At 71.0% G+C, this 23,078-nt stretch carries 17 protein-coding genes; 8 read left to right on the top strand and 9 right to left on the bottom strand.

All coding sequences use genetic code 11. From position 1 onward, the window contains the following. Positions 1-309: 309 nt before the first annotated feature. From ALI22I_RS52550 to ALI22I_RS30435, 3 genes are all read right to left on the bottom strand, one after another. The gene (locus tag ALI22I_RS52550; protein WP_202971103.1) at positions 310-726 is read right to left on the bottom strand and encodes an RICIN domain-containing protein; all 417 of its coding nucleotides are present in this window, start codon (positions 724-726) and stop codon (positions 310-312) included. Then, complete coding sequence (locus ALI22I_RS30440) at positions 635-2,245, bottom strand: MGH1-like glycoside hydrolase domain-containing protein (RefSeq protein WP_077008960.1); 1,611 nt, start codon at positions 2,243-2,245, stop codon at positions 635-637. The genes ALI22I_RS52550 and ALI22I_RS30440 overlap by 92 nt, the downstream gene beginning before the upstream one ends. 107 nt (positions 2,246-2,352) lie before the next feature. Further along, a complete protein-coding gene (locus ALI22I_RS30435) occupies positions 2,353-4,812 on the bottom strand; it encodes an ATP-binding protein (protein WP_077009328.1) in 2,460 nt (819 codons plus the stop codon). Between the two features lie 524 nt (positions 4,813-5,336). Between ALI22I_RS30435 and ALI22I_RS30430 the strand changes: the two genes are divergently transcribed. Genes ALI22I_RS30430 through ALI22I_RS30420 form a run of 3 tightly spaced genes read left to right on the top strand, consistent with a single transcriptional unit; the run spans position 5,337 to position 9,086 of the window. After that, positions 5,337-6,173, top strand: coding sequence for a vWA domain-containing protein (locus ALI22I_RS30430; protein ID WP_077008959.1), 837 nt, complete (start codon positions 5,337-5,339; stop codon positions 6,171-6,173). Positions 6,174-6,181: 8 nt separating this feature from the next. Next, a complete protein-coding gene (locus ALI22I_RS30425; protein WP_077008958.1) occupies positions 6,182-6,982 on the top strand; it encodes a protein phosphatase 2C domain-containing protein in 801 nt (266 codons plus the stop codon). After that, positions 6,945-9,086, top strand: coding sequence for a hypothetical protein (locus ALI22I_RS30420; RefSeq protein ID WP_077008957.1), 2,142 nt, complete (start codon positions 6,945-6,947; stop codon positions 9,084-9,086). The genes ALI22I_RS30425 and ALI22I_RS30420 overlap by 38 nt, the downstream gene beginning before the upstream one ends. 91 nt (positions 9,087-9,177) lie before the next feature. Here ALI22I_RS30420 and ALI22I_RS30415 read toward each other — a convergent pair whose 3' ends face one another. Beyond that, positions 9,178-10,035, bottom strand: a complete 858-nt coding sequence (locus ALI22I_RS30415) for a mechanosensitive ion channel family protein (RefSeq protein WP_077008956.1) — start codon at positions 10,033-10,035, stop codon at positions 9,178-9,180. A gap of 377 nt (positions 10,036-10,412) precedes the next feature. On the opposite strand from ALI22I_RS30415, the gene ALI22I_RS51345 reads away from it, so the two are divergent. Together ALI22I_RS51345 and ALI22I_RS30405 are read left to right on the top strand one after the other, a co-directional pair. Continuing rightward, positions 10,413-10,751 carry a hypothetical protein gene (locus tag ALI22I_RS51345; protein ID WP_179118420.1) on the top strand — a complete coding sequence of 113 codons (339 nt, stop codon included), beginning with the start codon at positions 10,413-10,415 and terminating at the stop codon, positions 10,749-10,751. Positions 10,752-10,796: 45 nt separating this feature from the next. Beyond that, the gene (locus ALI22I_RS30405) at positions 10,797-11,630 is read left to right on the top strand and encodes an MOSC domain-containing protein (RefSeq protein ID WP_077009327.1); all 834 of its coding nucleotides are present in this window, start codon (positions 10,797-10,799) and stop codon (positions 11,628-11,630) included. A 510-nt stretch (positions 11,631-12,140) separates the two neighbouring features. Here the strand turns inward: ALI22I_RS30405 and ALI22I_RS30400 are convergent. Then, complete coding sequence (locus tag ALI22I_RS30400) at positions 12,141-12,989, bottom strand: NYN domain-containing protein (protein ID WP_077008955.1); 849 nt, start codon at positions 12,987-12,989, stop codon at positions 12,141-12,143. Positions 12,990-13,133: 144 nt separating this feature from the next. Between ALI22I_RS30400 and ALI22I_RS30395 the strand changes: the two genes are divergently transcribed. Next, on the top strand, positions 13,134-13,526 hold the full coding sequence (locus tag ALI22I_RS30395; RefSeq protein WP_077009326.1) for a hypothetical protein: 393 nt from the start codon (positions 13,134-13,136) through the stop codon (positions 13,524-13,526). Between the two features lie 77 nt (positions 13,527-13,603). Here ALI22I_RS30395 and ALI22I_RS30390 read toward each other — a convergent pair whose 3' ends face one another. The 3 genes from ALI22I_RS30390 to ALI22I_RS54025 form a co-directional block, all read right to left on the bottom strand. Beyond that, positions 13,604-16,969, bottom strand: coding sequence for a type I polyketide synthase (locus ALI22I_RS30390; RefSeq protein WP_077008954.1), 3,366 nt, complete (start codon positions 16,967-16,969; stop codon positions 13,604-13,606). A gap of 186 nt (positions 16,970-17,155) precedes the next feature. Next, a complete protein-coding gene (locus ALI22I_RS54030) occupies positions 17,156-17,941 on the bottom strand; it encodes a helix-turn-helix transcriptional regulator (RefSeq protein ID WP_238598652.1) in 786 nt (261 codons plus the stop codon). A 104-nt stretch (positions 17,942-18,045) separates the two neighbouring features. Then, a complete protein-coding gene (locus tag ALI22I_RS54025; protein ID WP_077008953.1) occupies positions 18,046-19,449 on the bottom strand; it encodes an ATP-binding protein in 1,404 nt (467 codons plus the stop codon). Between the two features lie 404 nt (positions 19,450-19,853). Here ALI22I_RS54025 and ALI22I_RS30375 point away from each other — a divergent pair, with 404 nt between their 5' ends. Both ALI22I_RS30375 and ALI22I_RS30370 read left to right on the top strand, forming a co-directional pair. Then, complete coding sequence (locus tag ALI22I_RS30375) at positions 19,854-20,798, top strand: hypothetical protein (RefSeq protein ID WP_077008952.1); 945 nt, start codon at positions 19,854-19,856, stop codon at positions 20,796-20,798. Positions 20,799-20,913: 115 nt separating this feature from the next. Then, a complete protein-coding gene (locus ALI22I_RS30370; RefSeq protein WP_179118419.1) occupies positions 20,914-22,083 on the top strand; it encodes an IS701 family transposase in 1,170 nt (389 codons plus the stop codon). Positions 22,084-22,094: 11 nt separating this feature from the next. On the opposite strand, the gene ALI22I_RS30365 is transcribed toward ALI22I_RS30370, so the two are convergent. Further along, complete coding sequence (locus ALI22I_RS30365) at positions 22,095-23,012, bottom strand: helix-turn-helix domain-containing protein (RefSeq protein ID WP_077008950.1); 918 nt, start codon at positions 23,010-23,012, stop codon at positions 22,095-22,097. Positions 23,013-23,078 lie beyond the last annotated feature (66 nt).

Here is a 23,078-nt window from a genome sequence, read left to right as displayed (position 1 = left end):
TCCAGGTCAGCTTCATGCGCACGCCGAGGCCGTCGTTCTGGCGATCGCAGCCGTCGCCACCATGCGTTTGCCCCACCTCTCACCGCGGATCAGTGACACGGACAGTAGGGATCAGCCCTTCGCTGCCGCTTCGCTGCCGCTTCGGTGGCGGCGTGCAGCGTTGGGGGCCTCCTTGCACGCCGCCGTCAACAGCTACGCACAGGCGTCCGGAGTCCCCCAAGTACGGGGCTCCGACCGATGAATCCCATCACGGCCGCAGGCGCGGCCCCGTTACGGGACCGCGCCTGCGTCGGATCGACCGGGGAACGGTCAGCCCACCTGCACCAGACTCCACTGGTGGTCCAGGGTGCCGGTGTCGTTCCACTGGAGTGTTGCCGCGCCGGAGGTCTTCGACCCGTCCTTGACGCCGAGCACCAGACCGCTGTTCTTGTTGACCAGCTTCCGGTAACCACCGCCCGCGTCGACAACCCGCCACAGGTGGTCCGCGGTCAGGGTGTCACCCCATTGCAGCGCGGTCGCGCCGGCCGCCGTGGACGCGCCGTTGATGCCGAGGACGAGACCGCTGTTCCGGTTGAAGATCTTGTAGTAACCGTTCTCGGCCGCCACCAGCTGCCACTGGTGGTTGACGCTGCTGTCAGCCGACTGCTGCACCACCGCGCCGCCGAAATCGGGGGACGCACCGGCGACGCCCAGCTCCAAGCCGCTGTTGCGGTTGACGATCCGCACGGCGGCCTGCTGCGGGTACCAGGACTCCAACTCGGTGACACCGACGAACTTGCCGGCCTGCGGGGGTGAACACGACCCGCAGCTGGGACGTGACCACGGTCGTGAACTTCACCTCGTTGGGCTTGTTGGCCACCGGCGTGGCCGGCGTCTTGACCTGGCCCGGCACCGACTGCCACGTGCTGCCCGACAGGTACTGCACGTCGAAGCTCTGCGGCGCGCGCACGTTCTGCCCGTCGTCGTAGGTGTAGATCTTCACCTCGTCGACCGAGCGCTGGTAGCCGAAGTCCACGCCGAGGTGGTCGGTGGCGTTCGTGGAACCGGCGTTGGTCCACCGGTCGTCGGGCATCGCGTCGTACCGGATGAAACCGTCGGTGGCCTTCAGAGGTGCGTCACGTGCCTCCACGCAACGGGGGTTGTCGGCGCTGCGACAACGCTTGCCGTTGGACCCGGTGTTGGTGTACGAGGCGAACGCCTTGGGGAAGGTCTGGGTGTAGGTGCGGTTGTCCCATCCCTTGAACCACTCCTGGTCGGCGTTCCAGGCGTTGGCGGCGACGTTCTCCATCCGCGTGGCCGCGGGCGGCGTCACCGGGGCCGCGACCGGGATCGTGGTGTTGCCGAGACCGGCGGACTGGTGAATACGGGTGCCGTCCTGGAAGACCTGCAAGCCGGAGCCCTGACCGTAACGCGTGCCGTCGCGGTCCCACAGGATCGTGTACGTGCGGCCGTGGTAGGGCATGTCCTGCAACGCGAAGTAGTTCCAGCTGTCCGGCACCAACGGCTTGAGCGCGAGCGTGTTGTCGGACTGCGGCTTGACGCCCAGCAGACCGGTCAGCACGAGATCGTTGAAGCTGGAGTGGTTGTAGTGCTCGCTGAAGTCCTGCGCGTCGTAGACCCACTCGCCGGTGTCGCCGTTGGCGGCCTCGGCCACGTACGGCTCGCCGTTCTTGTGCTGGAGCGTGGCGAACTGGCTGAGCAGCTTGTTGTAGGTCTGCTTGGTGACGTGGTTCTGCGCCGGGTAGTCCTGCAACAGGTTCGCCAGCCCCGTCAGGGTCGTGCTGGTCGCGAACGGCCAGGTGGGCCCGTTCCAGTGGCAGCAGTTGGTGTCGTCGCGGTTCTGCGTGGCGGGGTAGGCCTGGTAGTTGAAGTACGGGTTCGCGGTGATCTTGTCCAGCTCGGCGTACCCGGTGCCCCTGGTGAACTTCAGGGTGTTGGCGCCGGCCTGCATCGGCACCTGCACCGTCACGGCCTGCGAGCCGGAGAACGAGCCCCACGTGCCGGTCCGCGGGTAGCTCACCGTGATCGGCGTGGCCGCTCCGTTGACGGTGAGGTTGTGCGTGGAGGTCGCACCGGTCGCGTTGGCGTAGTTCACGCTCACCGGGAACGTGCCCGCGCCGGGCGCCTGCACGGTGAACGTGACGGAGCTGTCGTCGAAGTCGATCTGGCCGATGTACTGGCCGTTGGACGCACTGGTCGCGCTGCGCACGTTCGCGAACTCGACGACCAACTCCTCGTCCGTCACGTTCCCTCCCACCCCATCCCTGCCCCAGGGTAGTTCTCACGGTCGCGTCCCCGTGCCCCTCACCCAACCGCCGGGCCTGCGCCCTAACCTCGCCTGCGAACCAAGAACTAACCGGGAGCGGGTTTGGTGCGTTGCTCAGCGACCCAGGTCGCGATCTGCACCCGGGAGCTGAACCCGAGCTTGGTCAGGATGTGCTCCGCATGGCTCTCCGCCGTCCGCACCGAGATCACCAGCCGTGCGGCGACCTCCCGGTTGGTCAGCCCCTCGGCGATCAGCTCGGCGATCTCCCACTCGCGACGGGTCAGCACGCGCGGCGACTCCGCCGCCACCGGCTCCTGCACGGGTTGCTCGTCCAGTGCGAACGCGATGGCCTCGTCGAGGTCCATCGCCCGCCCGCTCTCGAACGCGTCCCGGAACCGCTTGTCACCGAGTCGCTCCTGCGTCTTGCGCTCGCACTCCTCGTGATAGGGGTACAGGTGCTGGTAGGCGCGCAACGGACGACCCATGATCTCCCAGAGCCGGTCCGCGGTGCCGAGGAGCGTCGCCACCCGCTCCGGTTCTCCGAACGCCGATTCCGCCCACGCCAGCGATTCCAGCGACCAGCCGGCTCCGGTGACGTCGTGGAGGTCCCGGCGCAGCCGGACGCTCTCCTCCTGCAACGCCGCGGCCCGGCGGTGGTCGCCCTGCTGCATCACGTAGAGGCCGAACGTCCACAGCGCGTAGGAGCGGTGGAAGCGTTCGCCGGTCGGCTCGCTGATGCGCATCACCTCGGCGTGGCAGGCGTTGGCGCGGTCCGTGTCGCCGATGAGTCCGGCGGCGATGGAGTAGCTGACCAGGATGTCCAACCGCAGCGTCAGGTGCTGTCCGGGTGGCAGCACGTCGAGCCCTTGCTCGAAGATCGTGATCGAGGTGGGGAGATCACCGCTGTACTCCGCGACGTGCCCGGCCGCCCAGCAGATGAAGGCCTCGATGGCGGGATCGGGCACGGTGTCGAGGATGGCCCTGGCGTCCTCGATGCGTTGCCGACCACCGTCCATGTCCCCGGCGCCCAACGCCAGGGTGGCGTCGGTGAGCAGGGCATTGGCCCGGACGACGAGGGTGGCCCGACCACCGTCCACGTCCCCGGCGACAGCCGCCGGGCCGGGCCGGTCGAGCGCCCGCGACAGCCACAGCCGGCCTTCGCGGGTCCACCCGCGCCCCCACCAGTAGAAGTGGAACAACGCGATCAGGATCCGCAGCCCCGATTCGAGTTCGCCGGGTTCGGTCGTGCAGTGGTCCAGGGCCGCCTGGAAGTTGGAGTGCTCGCGGTCGAGCCGGGTGAACCAGTCTGCCTGCCGAGGGCTGATCCAGTCGGCGCGGGCCTGCTCCACCAGCCGCATGTACCAGTCGCTGTGCCGGTGGCGCAGCTTGGCGTACTCGCCGGTGTGCTGGAGCCGCTCCACGCCGAACTCGCGGATGGTCTCCAACATCCGGTAGCGCATCACATCGCCGTGCTGCTCCGCGACCAGGATCGACTTGTCCATCAGCGAGGCCACCGTGTACAGCACGTCGTCGTCACCGATCAGACCGTTGCCAGTCAGACCGTCACCGGTCAGTTCGTCACCGGCAAGGCTGCCACCGGCAAGGCCGTCACAGGTCAGTTCGTCCCCGTTCAGGCCGTCGCCCGCGCACACGTCCTCCACGGCGTCGAGCTCGAACGAACCCGCGAACACCGACAGCCGGGCCCACAGCAACTGCTCCTGGGGTGAGCACAGGCTGTAACTCCACTCGATGCACGCCCACAACGTCTGCTGCCGAGCGGGCACACCGCGTAGCCGTGCGGTCAACAGGTGCGGCTGGTCCAACAACCGGGCCAGGATGTCCTTCTCCGACAGCGCGCGCACCCGGGCAGCGGCCAGCTCGATCGCCAACGGAAGCCCGTCGAGGCGCTGGCAGATCTCGGCCACCGCGGCCCCGTTGTGCGAACCGACCGTGAACCCGGGCCGGATGGACGCCGCCCGTTCCGCGAACAGGGCCACCGCCTCGGACTGGGCCAGGTCCTGCTCGACGAGTGGCCGCCGCAGGTCCGGCAGCGTCAGCGGCGGCACCGGCATCGCGGCCTCGCCCTGGATGCCCAGCCACTCCCGGCTCGTGGCCAGGATTCGCAGCTCGGGACAGCGCTGCAACAGCGCGCCGGCCAGCTCGGCGACCGCCTCGACCAGGTGTTCGGAGTTGTCCAGCACGAGCAGCAGCTGACGGGAGGCCAGGTAGTCGATCAGCATCTCGACCGTCGCGCGACCCGCCTGTTCCCGCAGGCCGACCGCCACCGCCACCGTGCTCGCCACCAGCTCCGGGTCCCGCAGCTGGTCCAACTCGACCAGCACCACGCCGTCCGGGAAGACCCGGCGCACGGCGTTGGTGACCTCCAGGGCCAGGCGCGTCTTGCCCACCCCGCCTGGTCCGGTGAGGGTGACCAGGCGAGACGTCGACAGCAGACGCCTGACTTCGCCCACCTCGCGCCGACGGCCGACGAAGCTGCTCAGCTCCAGGGGAAGACCCGACGTTCTCTTCCGAACGACGGTGCTCATGCCACCGAACGGTAGTGCGACCGACCTGCCCCCGCAGGGGTGTGACCACAACGGTTCGGCCACCATCGAACTCCGCGGCATCCCTACAGCGTGCGTTTCGATGCCGCGCAGACGATGTCACTGCTTCGGACGCGGGCGAGTGGGTGATGACCGTTGACGGTGGAGGTCCAACGGCCCCGAGGCGGCTTCTCGGCCCGCGCGGTTCGTTTCGGGGGTGCCTGATGGACGACGACCCGTCCCCCCGACACTGATGGCGACCGCCCGGCTTCACGGCGTTCGGAGCCGGAGCCGGTGTCACTGCGGGGCAAGGCTTTCCGCAAGCCTCGGCCCACCCCGGTGGGCAGGTCGTCACCTGTTGTCGACAAGCGCTAACCTTCGCGTGATCCACAGCGGTTCCCGAACGCCCTCATACGTTCGGTCACGCTGCGCGTTCGAATGGTGACACCGCAACGCAGTGCCTGTCGAGTCAGCGCGATCACGCCCCGTGCCGCGGCGGGGTGATCGCGTGAGAGGTGGACCTTCACGTGACTTACTCGGCCGAGATCAGTCGCGCCAACCCGTCCTGCTTCGTGTTCCTGGTCGACCAGTCGGCGTCGATGACCGACCCGATCGGGGGCGGTGCGCAGCAGCGCAAGTCGGACGTGGTCGCCGACGCCATCAACCGGCTGCTCGCCGAGCTCAGCGTGAAGTGCGCGAAGGAGGAAGGTGTCCGCGACTACTTCCACATCGCCGTCATCGGGTACGGGCACACGGTCGGCTCGGCGTTCACCGGGCCGCTCGCCGGACGCGACCTCGTGCCGCTCAGCCAGGTCGCGGACAAGCCCGCGCGGGTGGAGAAGCGGGTCAAGAAGGTCTCCGACGGCGCCGGCGGGCTGGTGGAGACGACCACCCGGTTCCCGGTCTGGGTGGACCCGGTGGCCAACGGCGCCACGCCGATGTGCCGGGCGCTGTCCCGGGCCGAGTCGCTGGTGTCTGAGTGGGTGGCCCGGCACCCGGACGGCTTTCCGCCGATCGTGCTGAACCTGACCGACGGCGAGTCCACCGACGGCGACCCGGTCAGTGCCGCGTGGGCCGTGCAGACGCACGTGAGCGCCGACGGCGCGGCGTTGCTGTTCAACCTGCACGTCTCGGCCACCAACGCGGTCCCGGTGACGTTCCCCGACACCGACGCCGCGCTCCCCGACGCCTACGCGCGCACCCTGTTCGGCATGTCCAGCCTCCTGCCGCCGCACATGCGCTTCTACGCGATGCAGCAGGGCGTGATGGTCGGCGACACGACCCGCGGTTTCGTCTACAACGCGGACATCACCTCGGTCGTCCAGTTCCTGGACATCGGAACGCGCGCGACGGACCTGCGCTGAGCGGCGGCATGGTCACCTCCTCTCTCCGCCTGCCCAAGCAGGGCAACTCACTGCGGGAATGCGAGGACGCCGCCCACGTCCTGCCCGCGTCCGACGCTGCGGGGCTCGCCGGACCCGTGTTCGCGGCCGTGGCCGACGGGGCGTCGGAGAGCCTGCTCGCGGGTGAGTGGGCCGACCTGTTGACGAGGTCGGTCATCGACGCCGCCCAGGACGACGAGTGCGTGCTGAAGGACGCCGACCACTTCGCGACCGCCCTGGCGGAGGCCGGGGACACCTGGCGGGAGTGGCTCGCCGAGTACGTGGCCAAGCGTGAGGCCAACGGCCGTCCGATCGCGTGGTACGAGGAACCCAAGCTGGACCGCGGCCCGCACGCCACGGTGCTCGCCGCCCGGTTCGACACCGATTCGTCGGGTGTGACCAGCTGGGATGTCGCCGCGTTGGGCGACAGCTGCCTGTTCCACACCCGCGACGACCGGCTGCTGCGCGCGTTCCCGGTGGAGTCGTCGGAGGCGTTCGACAACTCGCCGGGGCTGGTCAACGCGTTCAACCGGGACCACGCGCTGCTGGCGCGGCACGTGCGGACGGTGTCGGGCCGTGCGGAGCGGGGCGACCAGTTCTTCCTCTGCACCGACGCGCTCGCCGCGTGGTTCCTCCGCGAGGCCGAACGTGGTAACCAACCGTGGGACGTGCTGTGCGAGTTCACGCGATCCGGTGATCCCGACCGGTTCGCGGCGTGGTTGGAGCGGACCCGGGGGGAGGGGTTGATGCGCAATGACGACGTCACCGTCGTTCACGTGGACCTCGGATGACGAGCCCGTCCGCTCGTTCCCGTCCGGCGCGGCCTACGTGGAGGCGCTGGAGAACACCGCGCTGTGCTTCCGCGGCACCGACCTGGCCGGGGCCGAGGTGCGCGTCGACGCGTTGGGCCGTCCCCGTGCGATCTCCGGCAACTTCGCCAGCGTCTTCTCGCTGACCGTCGCCGACGGCACCCGTTACGCGGTCAAGTGCTTCACCCGCGAGGTGCGGGAGCAGGAGGCCCGCTACCGCGCCGTCGGCGAGCACCTCGCGGGCCTGGACGACGACTGGACGGTCGGCTTCGACTACGTCGGCCAGGGCATCCTCGTGGCGGGCACCTGGTACCCCGTGCTGCGGATGGAGTGGGTGGAGGCCGTCAGCCTGATCCGCTGGATCGAGCAGAACACCGACGACCCCGCCGCCCTCTCCGACGCCGCCGCGCGGTTCGCGAGCCTGACCGCCGAACTCGCCGCCGCGGGCGTCGGGCACGGCGACCTCCAGCACGGCAACATCCTGATCACCGCCGACGGCTCGATGAAGCTGGTCGACTACGACGGCGTGTACGTCCCCGCGCTCGCCGGGTTGCCCGCGGCCGAGAGCGGCCACCGCAACTACCAGTCGCCCGACCGCACGGCGTCCGACTTCGGCCCGGAGGTCGACCGGTTCTCGTCCTGGGTCGTCTACCTGTCACTCGTGGCCCTGGCGGCCGACCCCGCGCTGTGGCGGCAGCTGCGCGACGAGGACGCCGAGCACCTGATCCTGGCCGAGTCCGACTTCGCCGACCCGGCGGCCTCCTTCCGGCTGGCCACCCTGACCGGTCACCCGGACGCGCGCCTGCGCGGACTCGCCGAGCGCTTCCAGGAGATCCTGCTCCACCACCGCGCCGCACCCCCGCCGCTCGAACCACTCGGGCCGCTCGACGCCGTGCGGCCGGTCAAGGCGCCCGTTCCGGTCAACGCCGCCCTGCCGTCGTGGATGGTCGAACGCGTCCAGCCGCACATGCCCGCGCCACCGCCGTTGGTGCGGTTCAGCCGGCGTGCGCCCGCACTGGCCGTGCTGACCTGGGCGTTGCTGGTGGCGCTGCCGTTCGGCGTGCCGGCGGCGATCTTCGTGGACGAGGTGATCGCGGCCGTCGACGTGTCGGCGGTGCTGGCGTGGACGGCGTTCACGTTGTCGGGCTACCGCCGCCAACCCGAGCGATTACCGGCCCGCGCCGCGCGTGCCGAGCGCAAACGGCTCCTCCGCGCCCGGCTGGCCGCCGCCGCCCGCGCCGCCCGGCTGGAGAAACAGGCCCGGCGGATCGCCGAGGCGGCAGAGAAGTCCAAGGCCGAGCAGGACTACCAGCGGCACATCCTCCAGCAGGCGCACAACCAGCGCCTCGGGGCGCACCACCGGGCCGTCAGGGAACAACTCGACCGGATCGACCGCGAGCGGCAGGCGTCGGCGGCCTGGATGCACCTGGAGGAGCAGCGGCTGCTGGTCATGCGGCAGAAGGAACACGTGCGCGCGCAGCTGGCGAAGTTCCGGGTCGGCAACGCCGTCATCGACGGTGTGGGGCCGGGGCTGATCGCCAACCTCGAAGCGGTCGGCATCCGGACCGCCGCGGACTTCGTCGGCGTCCGCTACGACATGCACCAAGGACCCGAACGCGTGGCGGTCTTCGTCCGGGGCGACGGCCGCGGTGTACGTGTCATCGGGATCAGCGAGGTGAAGGCGGGGCGCATCGACCAATGGCGTGAACGCCTGACCGCCCAGGCCGCGATCGATCAGCCGATGTCGTTGACGCCCGTCGCGCAGCGGTGGCTCAAGGACCGGTCCACCGCCGAGAAGATCAGGCTCGACGCCGAGTACAAGCAGGTGCTGGCGGAAGCCGAGACGGCGATCCGGCCGTTGCAGGAGGCCCTGCGCGCCGAACAGGCCGCCTTGGCGGAGGAGATGAAAGCCGCCAACACCGCCACCGCCCAGATCCGCGTCGACCACGACCGCGCGGTCGCCGAAGCCGCCGTCGTCCTCGAACGCGCACAACAAGCCGCCGCCGACGGCGGCGCCCAGGCCGACGCGTTCCGCCCCGTCACCTACCGCCGCTACCTCCGCTTCATCCTCACCGGCAAGAACTGACCGACCTCCGGACGCCACTCGTCGTCGGCGTGGCGAACTCCCGGCCCGACGGGGCCGGGAGTCCGTGCCGGTCATCTCGTGGTCGTCTGCTTCACATCGGGCCCCTGTCGCGGGGCGGCGGGGTCCGCCGCTCACCGAACTCGCCCTCGGCACCGGGCCTGGTGGACGGACCCGCCGACTGGTACGCCGTCGACTCCTGCCACGCGGGTTCGTCGGCCGCAGGTTCCCCGACGCGCTCCTGGCGGCTGCGCATCGCGTCCTCGCGACCCCGCTGGTACGCCTCGGACTGCACGGCGGAGATCTCCGCCTCGGCGCGGTTGAGCCAGCGGTCCCACCGCTGCTGCATCGGGCGGAGCAGACCGCCGCCGACGCCGATCACGATCACACCGCCCACGGTGGCCAGCACCGCGATCAACACCGGCGTGGTGACGGTGGTGGCGACGCCGATCTGGTTCAGCGCGGCGATCACACCCAACGCGATGATGACGCCCTGCACCAGCCTGGACAGGAACCGCCCGTAGCTCAGCCCGCCCAGCGCGCCCGTCATGAGGTCACCGACGGCGTTGGCCACCGCGGCGACCACCACGACGATGACCACGGCCACGATCGCCCGGGGCAGCCACGCCACGATGGAAGTCAGGATCGCGCTGACCGGGTTCGGCCCGAAAACGCCGAACGCCAGTTGCAGCGTGATCAGCAGCACCGCGTAGTACACGAGCGTCGCGATCAGCCCGCTCGCGTCGTAGCGCGACCGCTCCAGCGCCCGCTTCACCCCACCGCGCTCCACCGCCCGGTCGAAGTGGAGGCGTTCGAGGACGGCGTTGACCACTTTGCGCAACGCCGCGGCGATCAACCAACCGATAATCAGGATGACGAGGAACAGGACGACTTTCGGTGCCCACAAAACGACGTTTCGGATGACGTCGTTCCACGCGTCACGAATGTTCATGAAGATTCACACCCTCTCGGCGCCGGTCGGGACCGTATACCCGTGGTCAGGGTCGAACAAACGGTGTAAACCGCGCCAGATTCACTGTTTATGCAGGTTCAAGCGTCGCTTGGTGACCACTTGGTCGCAATCCGCTACACCTGGAATCACGGTTGAAGTCAATTCCGTTGAGTCACCGCACGGTTGCCCAACGCTGAAGGCCGGGGGTTGTCGTGAGAACCGGCGGGACGCGCCGGCGCGAGCGTTGCCAGGGCGATTCCAGCCTCGATCAGGAGGGCTCTCGACGGTCGGGTGCGACTTGGGCGGGTGGCAGGGCGACGCGAGGTGGTGCCGCCACTTCACGATCTTTGTCGGTGCCCGGTCGTAGGTTGTCCGCGATGATTTCCTGGACACAGACCTGCACCTATCTCCGTTCGTCCGCCGTGCACGAGTCGGCCGACGGCCGGAGCCTCGCGCTGGAGACCTCCGGCGGTGCCACACCCGCTGGTGCGGCGGTCAATCCGCGGTTCTTCAGCGGTTTCCCGACCGCGCCGGTCCCGTCGGCAGTCGCTTTGTTGGCGGTCGCCGATGTGGCGGGCATCCTGGCGGCGACCCTGGCACTGGCGCCGGAACAGCGGCGGCCCGAGGCGCTCTCGGCGGTGCGCGTGCTCGCCGACCGGGTCCAGCCCGACCGCCGCCGGCCCACCCGGCACTTCCTCGATGTCCTTGCCGTGTAGCCGTTCGCGATCGAATGGCTTGGTGAACGTATTAGCGTGGCGTTCATGGATCGAGCCACGATCACCGAGCTGCACTACCACCCGGTCAAGAGTTGCGCCGGCATTTCGGTACGCGACGGGTTGCTCACTCCCGCAGGGCTGGCCCACGACCGCAGTTTCATGATCGTCGGCCCGGGCGGGACCTGCCGCACCCAGCGTCGCGATCCGAGGTTGGCCCTGATCCGCCCCGAGATCAGCACCGACGGCGACCAGCTCGTCCTCCGCGCCTCCGGTGTCGGTAAGGCTCACGTCGACGTGGACCTGACGGCTCCCCGCCGTGAGGTCACGCTGTTCGGCACTGTCTGCAACGGCATCGACCAGGGTGACGACGTCGCCGACTGGATCACCGAGGTGCTGCGCGTGCCGAGCCGACTGGTGCGGGTACCGCCGGAACAGCACCGCGTCACCGACGGGTTGACGCCGGGCACCTCGGCCTACGCCGACAGCTGCCCCGTGCACGTCATCTCGTCGTCCTCGGTCGGGCACCTCAACGAACGGATCGTCGAGCGGGGCGGCCACCTGGTGCCGATGAACCGCTTCCGGCCCAACATCGTGATCGACGGCTGGGCCGAGCCACACCGCGAGGACGGAGCACGTCGGGTCGTCGTCGGTGACACCGAACTCGGCTACGCCAAGCTCGCGATCCGCTGTGTCACCACGACGGTCGACCAGGAGACCGGCACGAAGAGGGGACCGGAGCCGCTCCGCACGCTCGCCGACTACCGCCGCGCACCCGACGGTGGCGTCGCGATCGGCACCAAGTTCGCCGTGCTGCGTCCCGGCAAGCTCACCGTCGGCGACGAGCTGGTCGTCACCGATTGGGGCGCCCCGGAAATGTGAAAGGCGGGGCCCGGAGCGGAGGCTTGTCGCGCCTCCACACCGGGCCCTTGAGGAACTCGCCGAACGCGGGGGACTACCTGGCGGAGCAGGTGGGGGTCATGCCCGCGCCGGTTCTGGCTATCGCCGTTAACGCTCCGGCGACCGTCGGGCGGACCTTAGAGCGGCCCGAGTCGGTGATCACCAGGGCTCTCCTTCCGGGTGAAGGCGCGACGGCGGCTATCGCGGTTGATCATGGATGCCGATGACCTAAAATTTCGAGGAAGTTATCGAAACATGTCAATGCGCCCGGAGGCTGTTGGTGCTCCTGCCGGTCTCACTTGGCTGATCGTCGCGAGGAACCGATCTCCGACCTGCGGTTGTGGTGCGAACGACCGGACAGTGCGCCTGCCCGAACGCGGATACGGTCCGACGACTGCCTCAAGTCGCCGATCACCTGGAAGCAGTGACCCCGAACCCGTTGAGCGCGCCAAGCCGGCGTTCAGCCAAGACCTGTCCGCGACCCGTCCGAGGTCATTCGGGGCGGATCGAGTACGCCCGCGGGTACTTCCGGCCCGCCGCCGGCGTGGGTGATCCGGTGAACGACACCGGTGTGCCGGTGGGGAGCACGGTGTGGCCGTCGGGCAGGTCGTCGCGGGAGACGAACCACGAGCCGCCGCGGGTGTCGGTGATGAAGCCGTGCGGCTGCCCGGTCCGCCAGCCGCTGACGGTCCCGCGACGGCGGCCGCGCGGCGAGCCCGCGGGGGAGGCCACGACCTCGGTGGAACGCACGAACGGGCGCCGCAGCGGGTAGTCGTAGCGGTCGGCGGGTGCGAACAGCGCGTCGAAAGCGGGCGTCCGGGTCGCCGCGGCCCGTAGTGGCGCCGCGGTGCGTGGCGTCCAGGCGGGCGGAGCCGACGATGCCGGCCACTGCGTATCGACGACCGGCACGATGACCCGCACACCGCGACCGGTCAGCCGGGTCACCAGCGGGGTGAAGTCGGCGTCGCCGGTGATCAGCACGACCCACTGCAACGGCCAGGTGGTGGCGCGCTCCCACACTTCGAGTGCGAAGTGGACGTCGACGCCCTTCTCCTTGCCGCCGTGCAGCGGGAGGTCGTGCCGGGTCACCCCGGTGGCGGCCAGGGCGGCGTCGAAGGACGTGGCGGGGGTCTCGATGCGACCGCGCACGTAGTGCGCCTCGTGCACCGAGCAGTCGTCGAGCGCACGGCCGGTCTCGGTGTGGACGTACCAGCGCAACGCGTCGTGAAAGCCGTCGAGCGAGATCCGGGCCGCGCGCGGATGCGCGGTGGCGTAGAAATCACTCAGATAAGCGAACCACGTCCCGTCGTAGAACACACCGATGCGCACTATCTCCCCCACCCGGCCGACTTTACCCGGCGGCGAGACCACGTCGTTGTCCGCCGATGTGGGCGGTCACCGGCACGAACGTTCTCGCGGTCACCCGTACAGGCGCAGTCCGACACAGTACGGTGGTGGCCGGGTGTACGCGGGGAGGCAATGACGGTGACCGGTTGGACCGATGTGATCAACTACGTCCGCACGCGGTACGAGGTGCTGGAGGAGACGGACAGCTGGCTGCGGTTCCGGCTCGACGCGGAGAACAGCCGCACCCAGCAGGTCGCGGTGCACCACGTGCCGGAGGCGCACGGCGGGGCGTGGCTGGAGATCTCCTCTGCGGTCGGCCGGGCCGACGCGATCGACCTGGGTCGGCTGCTCGAACTCGCCGGCACGTCGCTCGTCGGCGGCGCGGCGGTGGTGGACGGCGTCGCGCTGCTCAAGCACACCGTGCCGTTGGAGGACCTGAGCGTCCTGGAGGAGTTCGAGCGCCCGCTCAAGATGCTCGTCGCCAGCGCGGACGCCTTCGAGCACGAACTGACGGAGACCGACCACTTCTGACACCGGCCCATCCGCAGCGGGAGGTCCGGTTGTGCGGAAAGGGATCGCCGGCGACCCGGTGATCCGCACCTCTCGTGTCATCCGTGGGGTTGGGCCATCGCGTGGGACAGTTCGGTGATCACGGATTCCACGGTGTTCGCGCCCAGCACGGACCGGGCCGGCAGGCGGACGCCCAGTTCCGTGCGGATGCGGGCGAGCAGCTTGGCCGCGAGCATCGAGTCCATGCCCTGGTCCGACAGGGGGCGGGTGCGGTCGACGTGGTCCGCGCCCAGTGTCGTGCGCAGGGCGTCGACGAACCACTCCGCCACGGACGTCTGCCGGGGTGCGGGCTCGGCCGTGCGGAGGCGCAGCTCGCCCACTGCGATCCCGTCGGCGTCCAGCACCAGTCCGGTCCCGGTGCACGTCCGGCAAGGGCCCGGTCGATCCTTTTGCAGGACAAGGGAATCGAGGTCGGCGAGGTCGGTGGGGACGAGGGTGGACAGGAGGTCGGCGCGTGACGCGAAGGCGGGCAACGGATCGGTGACGTCGTAGGTCGGCAGCGTTGCCGGGCCGGGGGAAGCCTGGCCGCTGAGGACGGTGGTCCACGTGCACAGGCCGTCCTCGGCGTTCTCCTCGGCACGGACCGCGAACTCCCAGCCGCGGGCCGCCGGGTGCAGCACGACCCGCAGCGGGCTGCCGGGCGTCGCGGTGCCGTGCCGGTGCGGTTCGGTCAGCTCGAACCCACCGTCGATCACCCGGGACACCGCCGACAGCGCCACGTCCAGGCACACGCCCACGAGGTCGTCGGGCGCGGGTGCCGTGCGGCCCGGGTCGAACGTCCGCACGTCGTCGGTCAGCCGTGCCGCCGATGCCTTCGCCGGGACCCGGTGCGTGCGTCCCTGCCACGGGTAGCGGGGCAGATCGACCAACGCACCGCGCGGCTGCACGGCGTCCCACACCACGGTGTGGCCGCGGGTGTACGCCGTGCCGAGGCCGGCCAGCATCGTCCCCAGCGCGGGTTCGTCGCGCAACACCGACGTGATCGCCACGCCGTCCACGTCCGCGTCCCGCAACCGGTCCTCCAGCACCGTGCCCAGCACGGCGTGCGGGCTGATCTCCACGAACGTCACCGGCCCGCCCTCGGCCAGCACGGCTTCCACCACCGGCCCGAACCGCACCTGCTCGCGCAGGTTCCGCACCCAGTAGTCGCCGTCCAGTTCGGGACCGCGCACCAGGTCGCCGGTCACGGTGGAGCGCAGAGGGATCACCGCCTCGCGCGGCGCCACATCGGCCAGCAGTTCGGTCAACTCGGCGCGGACCGGCTCGATCTGCGGCGAGTGGGAGGCGTAATCGACGTTCACGGGCCGGCAGAACACGCCCGCGGCGCGCAGCGGCGCCACCACCTCGTCCAGTGCGTCCGGATCTCCGGCCAGCACCACGGAATCCGGCCCGTTCACCACGGCCACCGCGACCTCGTCCCCGCGTTCGCCGATGGCACGGCGGGTTTCCTGTTCGCCGACGCCGACCGCCGCCATCGCGCCCCGCCCCGGCAGCCGCTCGACGAGCCGCCCACGGCGGGACGCGATCGCCGCACCGTCCCGCAACGTCAGCGCGCCCGCCGTGCAGGCGGCGGCGATCTCACCCATCGAGTGCCCGACGACGGCATCGGGCTCCAGGCCCCACGCCCGCCAGGTCGAGGCCAGCGCCACCTGGAAGGCCCACAGCGCCGGCTGGAGCTCAGCCGGGCCGTCCAGCTCGTCGAGCCGGTCCGGCAACCACCACCCCGCCTCCGCCCGGATCGCCTCGGCGCACTCGGTGAACACCCGGCGAAACGTCGGCTCCGTCTCGTACAGGTCGCGCCCCATACCCTTCCACTGCGACCCTTGTCCGGAGTAGACGAACACCACCCGAGACTTCCGCTGTGTGCCAACAGTATTCGGCCCACTGGCCGCCGCCCGCAGCTCCGCCGCAATACCGGCCGCATCCGCACCGGCCACCGCGATCCGGTTCTGGTGGTGACTGCGCCGCGTAGCCGCGCTGTAGGCGACGTCCACCAACCCGTCGTCACCCAGGCGCTCCACCAGCTCCGCGTACGCCACCGCGAGTTCCCGGGCGGCGGCCTCACTGCGCGCCGACACCGGGATGAGATGCGCCTCCCGTGCCGCAACGGCCTCTGGGTGGGTCGCGGAGGCGGCCTTGCTGTCGGGTGCGGCGCGTAGTACCAGGTGGACGTTCGTTGCCGACAGGCCGAACGAGCTGATGCCTGCCAGTGGCAGCCGCCCGGTGTTCGGCCAGGGGCGTGCGGACGGGACCGGCTCCAGTGACGTGTCCGCCAGCACCGGGTGCGGCGTGTGCACGTGCAGCGTTGCGGGCACGACTCCGTGGTGCAGGGCGAGTGCGGTCTTGGCCAGGCCCGCGAGGCCGGCGGCCGACTCGATGTGGCCTACGTTCGACTTCACCGAGCCGATCAGGCACGGCCGTGAGCGCGATCCGAACACTTCGCGCAGGGCGCTCAGTTCGACCTGGTCGCCGACCGGTGTTCCCGCGCCGTGCGCCTCGACGTAGTCCACCTCGTCGGCGGTCACGCCGGCGTCGGCGTGGGCCGCGTGCAGCATGGCCACCTGGCCGTCCACGCTCGGCGTGATCAGGGTGTCGCTGCCCCGGCCGTTGTTGTTGACCGCGCCGCCCAGGATCGTGGCGTACACGCGGTCGCCGTCGCGCAGTGCCGCGCTCAGGGGTTTGAGCACTACCGCCACGGCGCCCTCGCTGCGCACGTACCCGTCGGTGTCCGCGTCCGCGAATCGCGCCCGCCCGTCCTGCGACAGGATACCGGCGTCGGACAGGGCCACGTAGAAATCGCGTGACAGCAGCAGGTTCACCCCCGCCACGAGCGCCGCGTCGGCCTGACCGGACCACAGATCGCGGCACGCCAGGTGCACGGCCAGCAGCGACGTCGCGCACGTCGCCTCCACGCCCAGGCTCGGCCCGCGCAGGTCGAGCAGGTGCGACAGCCGGCCCGCGGGCATGCCCCAGGCACCGTTGCCGGCCACCGCGTGCATGTCGGACAGCCCCGCCGCGCGCACCACGTCCCAGTAGTCGGCGTTGAGGCAGGCCGTGTAGACCCCGGTCCGGCTGCCCGCCAGGGTTTCCGCGCCGAGGCCCGCGTCCTCGAAGGCCTCCCACGCGACCTCGATCATCTGCCGGTGTTGCGGGTCGATCCGGGCCGCCTCGTGGCCGGAGATGCCGAAGAAGTCCGCGTCGAACCGGTCCACGTCGGGGAGGAACCCGCCCACGCGCGTGGTGATCCGGTCGTCCACCTCCACCCGGTCCGGGATCTCCCCGACCGTGTCGGACCCGGACGCGAGCACGGCCCACAGCTCCTGCGGACCGCACGCCCCCGGTAGCCGGCAGCCGATTCCGACCACCGCGACCGGCTCCCGGGCATCCCGCAGTTCCTCGCGCATTTTGCTCCCATCGCACGCACGGGGGCGCACGACGGCGCGCGACGACGGTGTCCAGTCCGGCCCCCGATCCGATCCAGCAGACGCCCCATGATCGGTCGTGCGACCGGAGCGGGACAACCTCGACTTAACGGAGAACCACCGGACGGCGGTACGGGCGCACGACCGTACAGTCGTATCGCGATACGTCTACCCCGGCGTCGCGTCGGTCTCGTCGGGCGGGAGGTGCAGGACCACCGAGCGCGTCGAGTCGGCCAGGTTGAGCACGGCGAGCTGGACCACCCGCAGCTCACCGTCGACCCACAGTTCCCGCAGCCGGGTGCGCTGCTTGCTGACGTAGTGCGAGGACCACCACTCGCGGAACTCGGGGCTGGCGTCGCGCATCATGCCGGTCAACTCCTCGAACCGGGCGTCCCACGCGCGGGCCGCCGCCGCCCGTCGGAACCGGCCCACGACGTCCCGGGTCTCCTCCTCCCAGTTGACGAATCGATCACGCGCCTCCGGTGCCGTCAACATCCACCACAGCATGTTCCGGCGATCATCCGGAAGCGCGCCGAAGTCGGTGTACCAATTGACCGCCGTGTCGTTCCACGCCACTATGTCGCCGTGAATGTCGGCGGCGTACACCGGAAGGCCGTTGTGCGCCATCCGCGCCACGACTGAACTGACCACCGCGTCGTCGGACGTGTCGTTGCGCGGTCTTTCATCGGACGGCGGATTGCCCGTCGCCAGCAGGTACAGGTAGGTGCGCTCGTCGTTGCTCAACCGCAGCACGCGCGCCAGGCTGGCCAGCACCTCCGTCGACGGCCGGATGTCCCGTCCCTGTTCAAGGTAGGTGTACCAGGTCGGGCTCAGCCCGGCGAGGACGGCGATCTCCTCGCGGCGCAGACCGGGGGTGCGGCGGCGGGCGCCGCTGGGCAGGCCGAGGTCGGCAGGTCTGGTCCGTTCCCGGCATCGACGGAGGAACTGCGCCAATTCCTGCCTGTTTCTCCGTGTTCCCACAATCTCCCCCAGCCCTCCCGGTGCGCTCAACCTATCGGTTCGCTTCTCCCGCCGCGAAATTTTCGGCCGGGCCGCGGCTACCTGCTGTTCATGCGCTGAAAATCCGCGTCCACCGGCGCGCCCAGGGAAACGGCGACGGCCCAATGCCCTGCGTGAGTCCGAAGCTGCGCGGCGGTCGCGGTGGCCTCGGTCAGCCGGCCGACCAGGAACAGCCCGTCCACCAGGCCGGCGGTCAGGTACGGCGGCAGCCACGGCAGTTCGTCGCGCAGGCGTTCCGCGCCGATCAGCGCGCGGCGCAGCGCCGACACGGCCACGGCGGGCCGGTGGTCGGCCAGCGCGATCGCCGCGAGCGCCGCCTGGGCGAACACCGCGACCCGCTGGTCCGGACCGGCCGCCAGGTCGTCCACGACCTGCCGCGCCTCGGCGGTGTCCCCGGCCAGCGCGAGCAGCCACGCGCGCACCGCGTCCAGCCGATTGGCCCACGCGGGGTTGGCGCGGGCGGCGTCGTCCAGCAGCGCGCACGCCTTCTCCGTGCCGAACACCCCGGACGGGCCGAACGCCAGCACGAACGCGCGCGTGAGCACCCGTGCCTCGGCCGGCTCCGCCTCCGTCGCGTCCAGGAACCGCAGCGCTTCGGCCACCTGGCCGCGCAGCAGCAGGGCCTGCGGCCACACCAGCGACACGGCCCCCTCCTCGCCCGCCAGCAGCGCGAGGCGGCACAGCTGGTCCAGCGTGTCCAGCTCCAGGTCCCGCCACGCCCGCGCGACCGCCGAACGCAGCCGCGCCCGCCCCCGCGGGTCCAGCTCGACGCCCTGCCGGGGGACGCCGGTCAGTGCCAGCCCCCGGCCTCCGGGCCGCACCTCCGCGCTCAGCGCGCCCGCCGTGAGGTAGCGCCGCAGCAGGTCCGGGTTGCCGCCGGTCGCGGCCCGCAACGCCTCGGCGGTCGCCTCGTCCACCGGACCGTCGAGCACGGCCGACGCCAGCTCGGCGACTTCGGACCCGGACAGTGGCGGGAGGTTCACGCGTCGGAAGCCCGATTCGTAGCGCAGGGAGTCCAGCGGGTCGTGGCCCGCGTCGGTGGCGAGGGTCACGATCAGTGGAGCGCCGGTGCGCACGTGCAGTGCCCGCAGCACCTGGACGGTGGCGTGGTCGGCGAGGTGCGCGTCGTCCAGCAGCACCACGGGACGGCGCCCGTCGGCGTGCTTCTCCAGCGCGTCGGTCACCGCGTCCAGGCCACCGGTGCGCGGCACCGGCACGTCCGCGGGCAGGTGGCCGCGCAGGGTCGCCAGGTGACCGGGCCTGCCGCGCAGGGTGATCAGGGCGTCGGCCCGCTCGTCCACCATCTGCGCGGCCAGTTCCAGCGCGGTCGACCGGCCCACGCCGGTCTCGCCGGCCAGCACCAGCGGCCCCGGACGGGCCGCGGCGAGCGCGCCGGCCAGCAGGTCGGGCAGACCGGGACGCGCGATCAAACGCCAGGACATCGTGGTCTCCTTTCGCCGGGGGACGCCCGGCCGACGCGGTGCTGTCTGCCGACGTCGTGGTGCCCCGCCGGACAGAGGTGAATCCGGCACACGCTCGCCGGACGTTCCTCATCGTGCCTCCCACCCATTCGCGGGGCATTCAGCTAACAGAGTCCGGGGTCATCTCCGTCAGCACATCCGGATTCCGTTAGCTGTCGTTCCGGGGCACCCCGGGGTGCGGTTTCACCCCAATAGCCCAAAGTGGTCACGCGGGGTGTCCGCCGCTCGGTTCCCGCAGTCAGGCTGGTACTCCGAGTTCCCCGATAAACGCTCGCTGTATCGAATTAGCCGTGGGACGTGGAATGGTTTCCGGATCGGGAGGGCGGCGGCCGGTATGCCGGCCGCGGTGGTGGGGGAGGATCTGGATGGATGTCTATTCCGACGTGGGCGCGGTGCTGCGTCCCGCGCTGCTGGCGCTGGGTGCCGCCGTGCTGCTCGCGGTGTCGGTGACCGGTGTGCGGGCGGCGGCGGCGACGTCCGGCGGCTCGCTCCCGGTGCACCGGCTGGTGCGGTGGTCCGGTGCGGGGTTCCGGTGGGTCGGTGAGCGCCTCGGCGCGCGCCTCGGCTCCCGGGCGATGGCGCTCAGTGCCCCGGTCGGCCTGGTCGTGGTGCTGGTGGCCTGGCTCACGGCCTGGGAGGCGGGGCTGCTGCTGGCCTCCATCGGACTCGGCGCGGACGTGCCCGCGCCGGTCGCCCACACCGGCCGCACGGCCCTGGTCGTGCTGTTCGGCGTCTACGTGCTGCGCACCGGTGAGGCCTACGGCATGCGCGAACGGCAGTGCGCCGAGCGCGCTGACGTCCGCGTGGCCGAGGAACTGTTGGCCGGTTACCTCGATGTGGGTGGCCGCGAACGGCTCGACCGCGTGCTCGCGGTGTGGGCGGCCTGGCTCGTCGAGTTGCGCCGCGCGCACCGGGCGTGGCCCGCCCTGCTCTACACCCGGCCCTCCGAGCGGCGGTGCTGGTTGGAGACGGTCGTCATCATGCTCGACGTGGCGGCGCTCGCCGAGTCCATCGCCCCCGCCTGGGCTCCACCCCACACCACCGCGGTGTTGGTCAACGGCACCGACTGCATCACCGAGGCCCTGGCGAGCACGGGCGCGGAGCCGCCTCGCAGCACGATCAGCCTGCACGGCCGGGAGGACCGGGCGTTCGCCGACACCGTGAGCCTGCTCACCGAGGCGGGCCTGCGGGTCGAACGTGATCCGGCCGACGCCTGGGCCGAGTTCCAGTCCCGCCGCACGCGCTATGCGCCGGCCGCGTCCGCGCTCGCTGTCAAGTTGCTCTACGTAGGCTTCGAGGAAAGATGCTGAGAGGAAGGCGTCGAGTGTATTTCCTCACACTCCCGACGAACCCCGGAGGTGATCAGGTCGATTATTCGCACCACTCATGGGCCGTGATAAACGAAATTGGGGGATCGTAGGTCCGATGGTTTTTCCAGAACGCAACACCCGCACCGTCCGGTTAACCGAGGTGGACACGCTCACGCAGTTCTGCCACGAATTGCTGACCACCCTGCCCAGGTCCGACCAGCGCCGGTGGGGCGAAATCTACGTCCGCGGCCTGGTGTCGCTGCCGGGGCGGAAGTCGATCCGCCGCATGGCCGAGGCGATGGCCGGCTGGCGGGCGGAGCAGGGCCTGCAGCAGTTCGTCAACCAGAGCACGTGGCGCTGGGGGCCGATCCGGCTCAACCTGGCCCGGTACCTGGGCACGCTGTACCGGCCGCACGCCTGGGCGATCGGCGAGGCGGTGTTCGCGAAGAACGGCAACAGCTCGGTCGGCGTCGCCCGGCAGTTCGCCCCATCGGCGGGCAAGCTGCTCAACTGCCAGCTCGGCCTCGCGCTGTTCCTCGTCGGCGAGGGCGAGGCCGCGCCGGTGGACTGGCGGCTGCTGCTGCCGCAGAGCTGGGACTCCGACCCGGACCTGCGCGCGAAGGCGCACGTCCCGGAGGACGAGCGGCGGCAGGAGCGCTGGCAGGCCGTGCTGTCCATGGTGGACGAACTCGTCGGGGACTGGGGTCTGCCGCCGCAGCCGGTCGTCGTCGACGCCCGGCACCTGGTCCAGACCGAGCAGCTGCTCGCGGGCCTGGAGGAACGGCGGCTGCGCTACCTCGTCCAGGTGCCCTACGAGTCGGCCGCCGGCATGTTCGCCGACGGCGCGGCGCGCGAGCGCGCGCCGGGCACGGTGGGCAGGCCCGCGGCGGTGATGAACTGGTGGGCGGTCGAGAACAGCAGGCACCAGGCCTCGCGGTACGTGGTGGAGTCGGTGCCGCCCCGACCGGGCGGGCCGCAGGCCGGGCCGCGCCGGGCGCGCAAGCTGCTCACTCGGTGGCTGCCCGGTGAGCCGTACCCGGCGCAGGCGTGGCTGACCAACGTCCACGCCGCCATGCCCGACCTGATCAAGCTGAGCCGGGCGGGTGTGGAGGTGGACCGCGAGACGAACCGGCTCTACGACGAGGTGGGTCTGGGGCACTTCGAGGGCCGGTCGTTCCGCGGCTGGCACCACCACGTCACGCTCACCTCCCTCGCGCACGCCTACCTGCTGGGCAGGCGTCGCGCCGAGCTGGAGAGCGACCTGCGGCGGCGGCCGTTCGCCTAGCCGTCCCGCGCTCAGCCGCCCCGGTGCCGCGACCGGCCGTCCTCGCCGGCATCCGCGACACCGGGGCCGCGGCGGGCGTCCGCGTCCGCCGCGGCCAGCTCGGCCAGCAGCGTCAGCGCCGCCGCCGACGACGAGTCGGGTGCGGCGTTGAACAGCACCAGCCGCTGGCCCTCGTCGTCGGGCAGGGCCAGCAGCTCGTCGGTCAACGTCAGCTCGCCGACGACGGGGTGGTGGAACCGGCGGTCGTGGAAGGCGCACCGCCGCACCGGGTGCGCCGACCACAGCGCCCGGAAGTCCGGGCTCTTCAGCGACAGCTCGCCCACCAGCTCGGCCAGCCGCGTGTCGTCGGGGTACCGGCCCGCGATCAGCCGCAGGTCGGCCACCGTGTCGCGGGCCTTGTCCGGCCAGTCGGTGAACAGCTCGCGCATGTGCGGGTCCAGGAAGAACAGCCGCGTCCAGTTGGGCCGCTCGGCGGGCCGCTCGGGCGCCTCGAACGGCAGGTGCCCGGCCAGCAGCGCGTGCGCCAGCCGGTTCCAGACCAGCACGTCGCCGAACAGGCCCAGCACCAGCGCCGGCAGGTGGTCCAGCGAGTGCACCACCTGCCGTACGCTGTCCCGCAGGCGTTCGGGGCGCGCGCGGACCGGGCGCGCAGGCGTGGTCCGGATCAGGCTGCGCAGGTGCGACCGCTCGTCCGGGTCCAGGCGCAGCGCGCGGGCCAGCGCGTCCAGCACCGAGTCCGAGGTGTTGACCGGCTGACCCTGTTCCAGCCGGACGTAGTAGCTGACGCTGATACCCGCGAGCCGGGCCAACTCCTCGCGCCGCAGGCCGGGCACCCGGCGGCGGCCGTACAAGGGGACCCCCGCCTCTTCGGGGCTGATCCCGGCCCGCCTCGACCGGAGGAACTCGGCGAGTTCCGATCGTTGATCCATGACACCAGGATCGCGGAGGTGTCCGATTCGTGCCTGCTCCTGACAGGCGTACCCAGATCAGGGCTA

This window comes from Saccharothrix sp. ALI-22-I, from assembly GCF_001984175.1.
Lineage (GTDB): Bacteria > Actinomycetota > Actinomycetes > Mycobacteriales > Pseudonocardiaceae > Actinosynnema.
The sequence above is the reverse complement of the archived record's forward strand: the minus strand, read 5'-3'. Positions and strand labels throughout refer to the sequence as shown.

Excerpts from the sequence above, each read along its gene's own strand:
- ALI22I_RS30435 (WP_077009328.1), bottom strand. The coding sequence starts at position 4,812 with ATGAGCACCGTCGTTCGGAAGAGAACGTCGGGTCTTCCCCTGGAGCTG.
- ALI22I_RS30425 (WP_077008958.1), top strand. The coding sequence starts at position 6,182 with ATGGTCACCTCCTCTCTCCGCCTGCCCAAGCAGGGCAACTCACTGCGG.
- ALI22I_RS30420 (WP_077008957.1), top strand. The coding sequence starts at position 6,945 with ATGACGACGTCACCGTCGTTCACGTGGACCTCGGATGACGAGCCCGTC.
- ALI22I_RS30415 (WP_077008956.1), bottom strand. The coding sequence starts at position 10,035 with ATGAACATTCGTGACGCGTGGAACGACGTCATCCGAAACGTCGTTTTG.
- ALI22I_RS51345 (WP_179118420.1), top strand. The coding sequence starts at position 10,413 with ATGATTTCCTGGACACAGACCTGCACCTATCTCCGTTCGTCCGCCGTG.
- ALI22I_RS30405 (WP_077009327.1), top strand. The coding sequence starts at position 10,797 with ATGGATCGAGCCACGATCACCGAGCTGCACTACCACCCGGTCAAGAGT.
- ALI22I_RS30390 (WP_077008954.1), bottom strand. The coding sequence starts at position 16,969 with ATGCGCGAGGAACTGCGGGATGCCCGGGAGCCGGTCGCGGTGGTCGGA.
- ALI22I_RS54025 (WP_077008953.1), bottom strand. The coding sequence starts at position 19,449 with ATGTCCTGGCGTTTGATCGCGCGTCCCGGTCTGCCCGACCTGCTGGCC.
- ALI22I_RS30375 (WP_077008952.1), top strand. The coding sequence starts at position 19,854 with ATGGATGTCTATTCCGACGTGGGCGCGGTGCTGCGTCCCGCGCTGCTG.
- ALI22I_RS30370 (WP_179118419.1), top strand. The coding sequence starts at position 20,914 with ATGGTTTTTCCAGAACGCAACACCCGCACCGTCCGGTTAACCGAGGTG.
- ALI22I_RS30365 (WP_077008950.1), bottom strand. The coding sequence starts at position 23,012 with ATGGATCAACGATCGGAACTCGCCGAGTTCCTCCGGTCGAGGCGGGCC.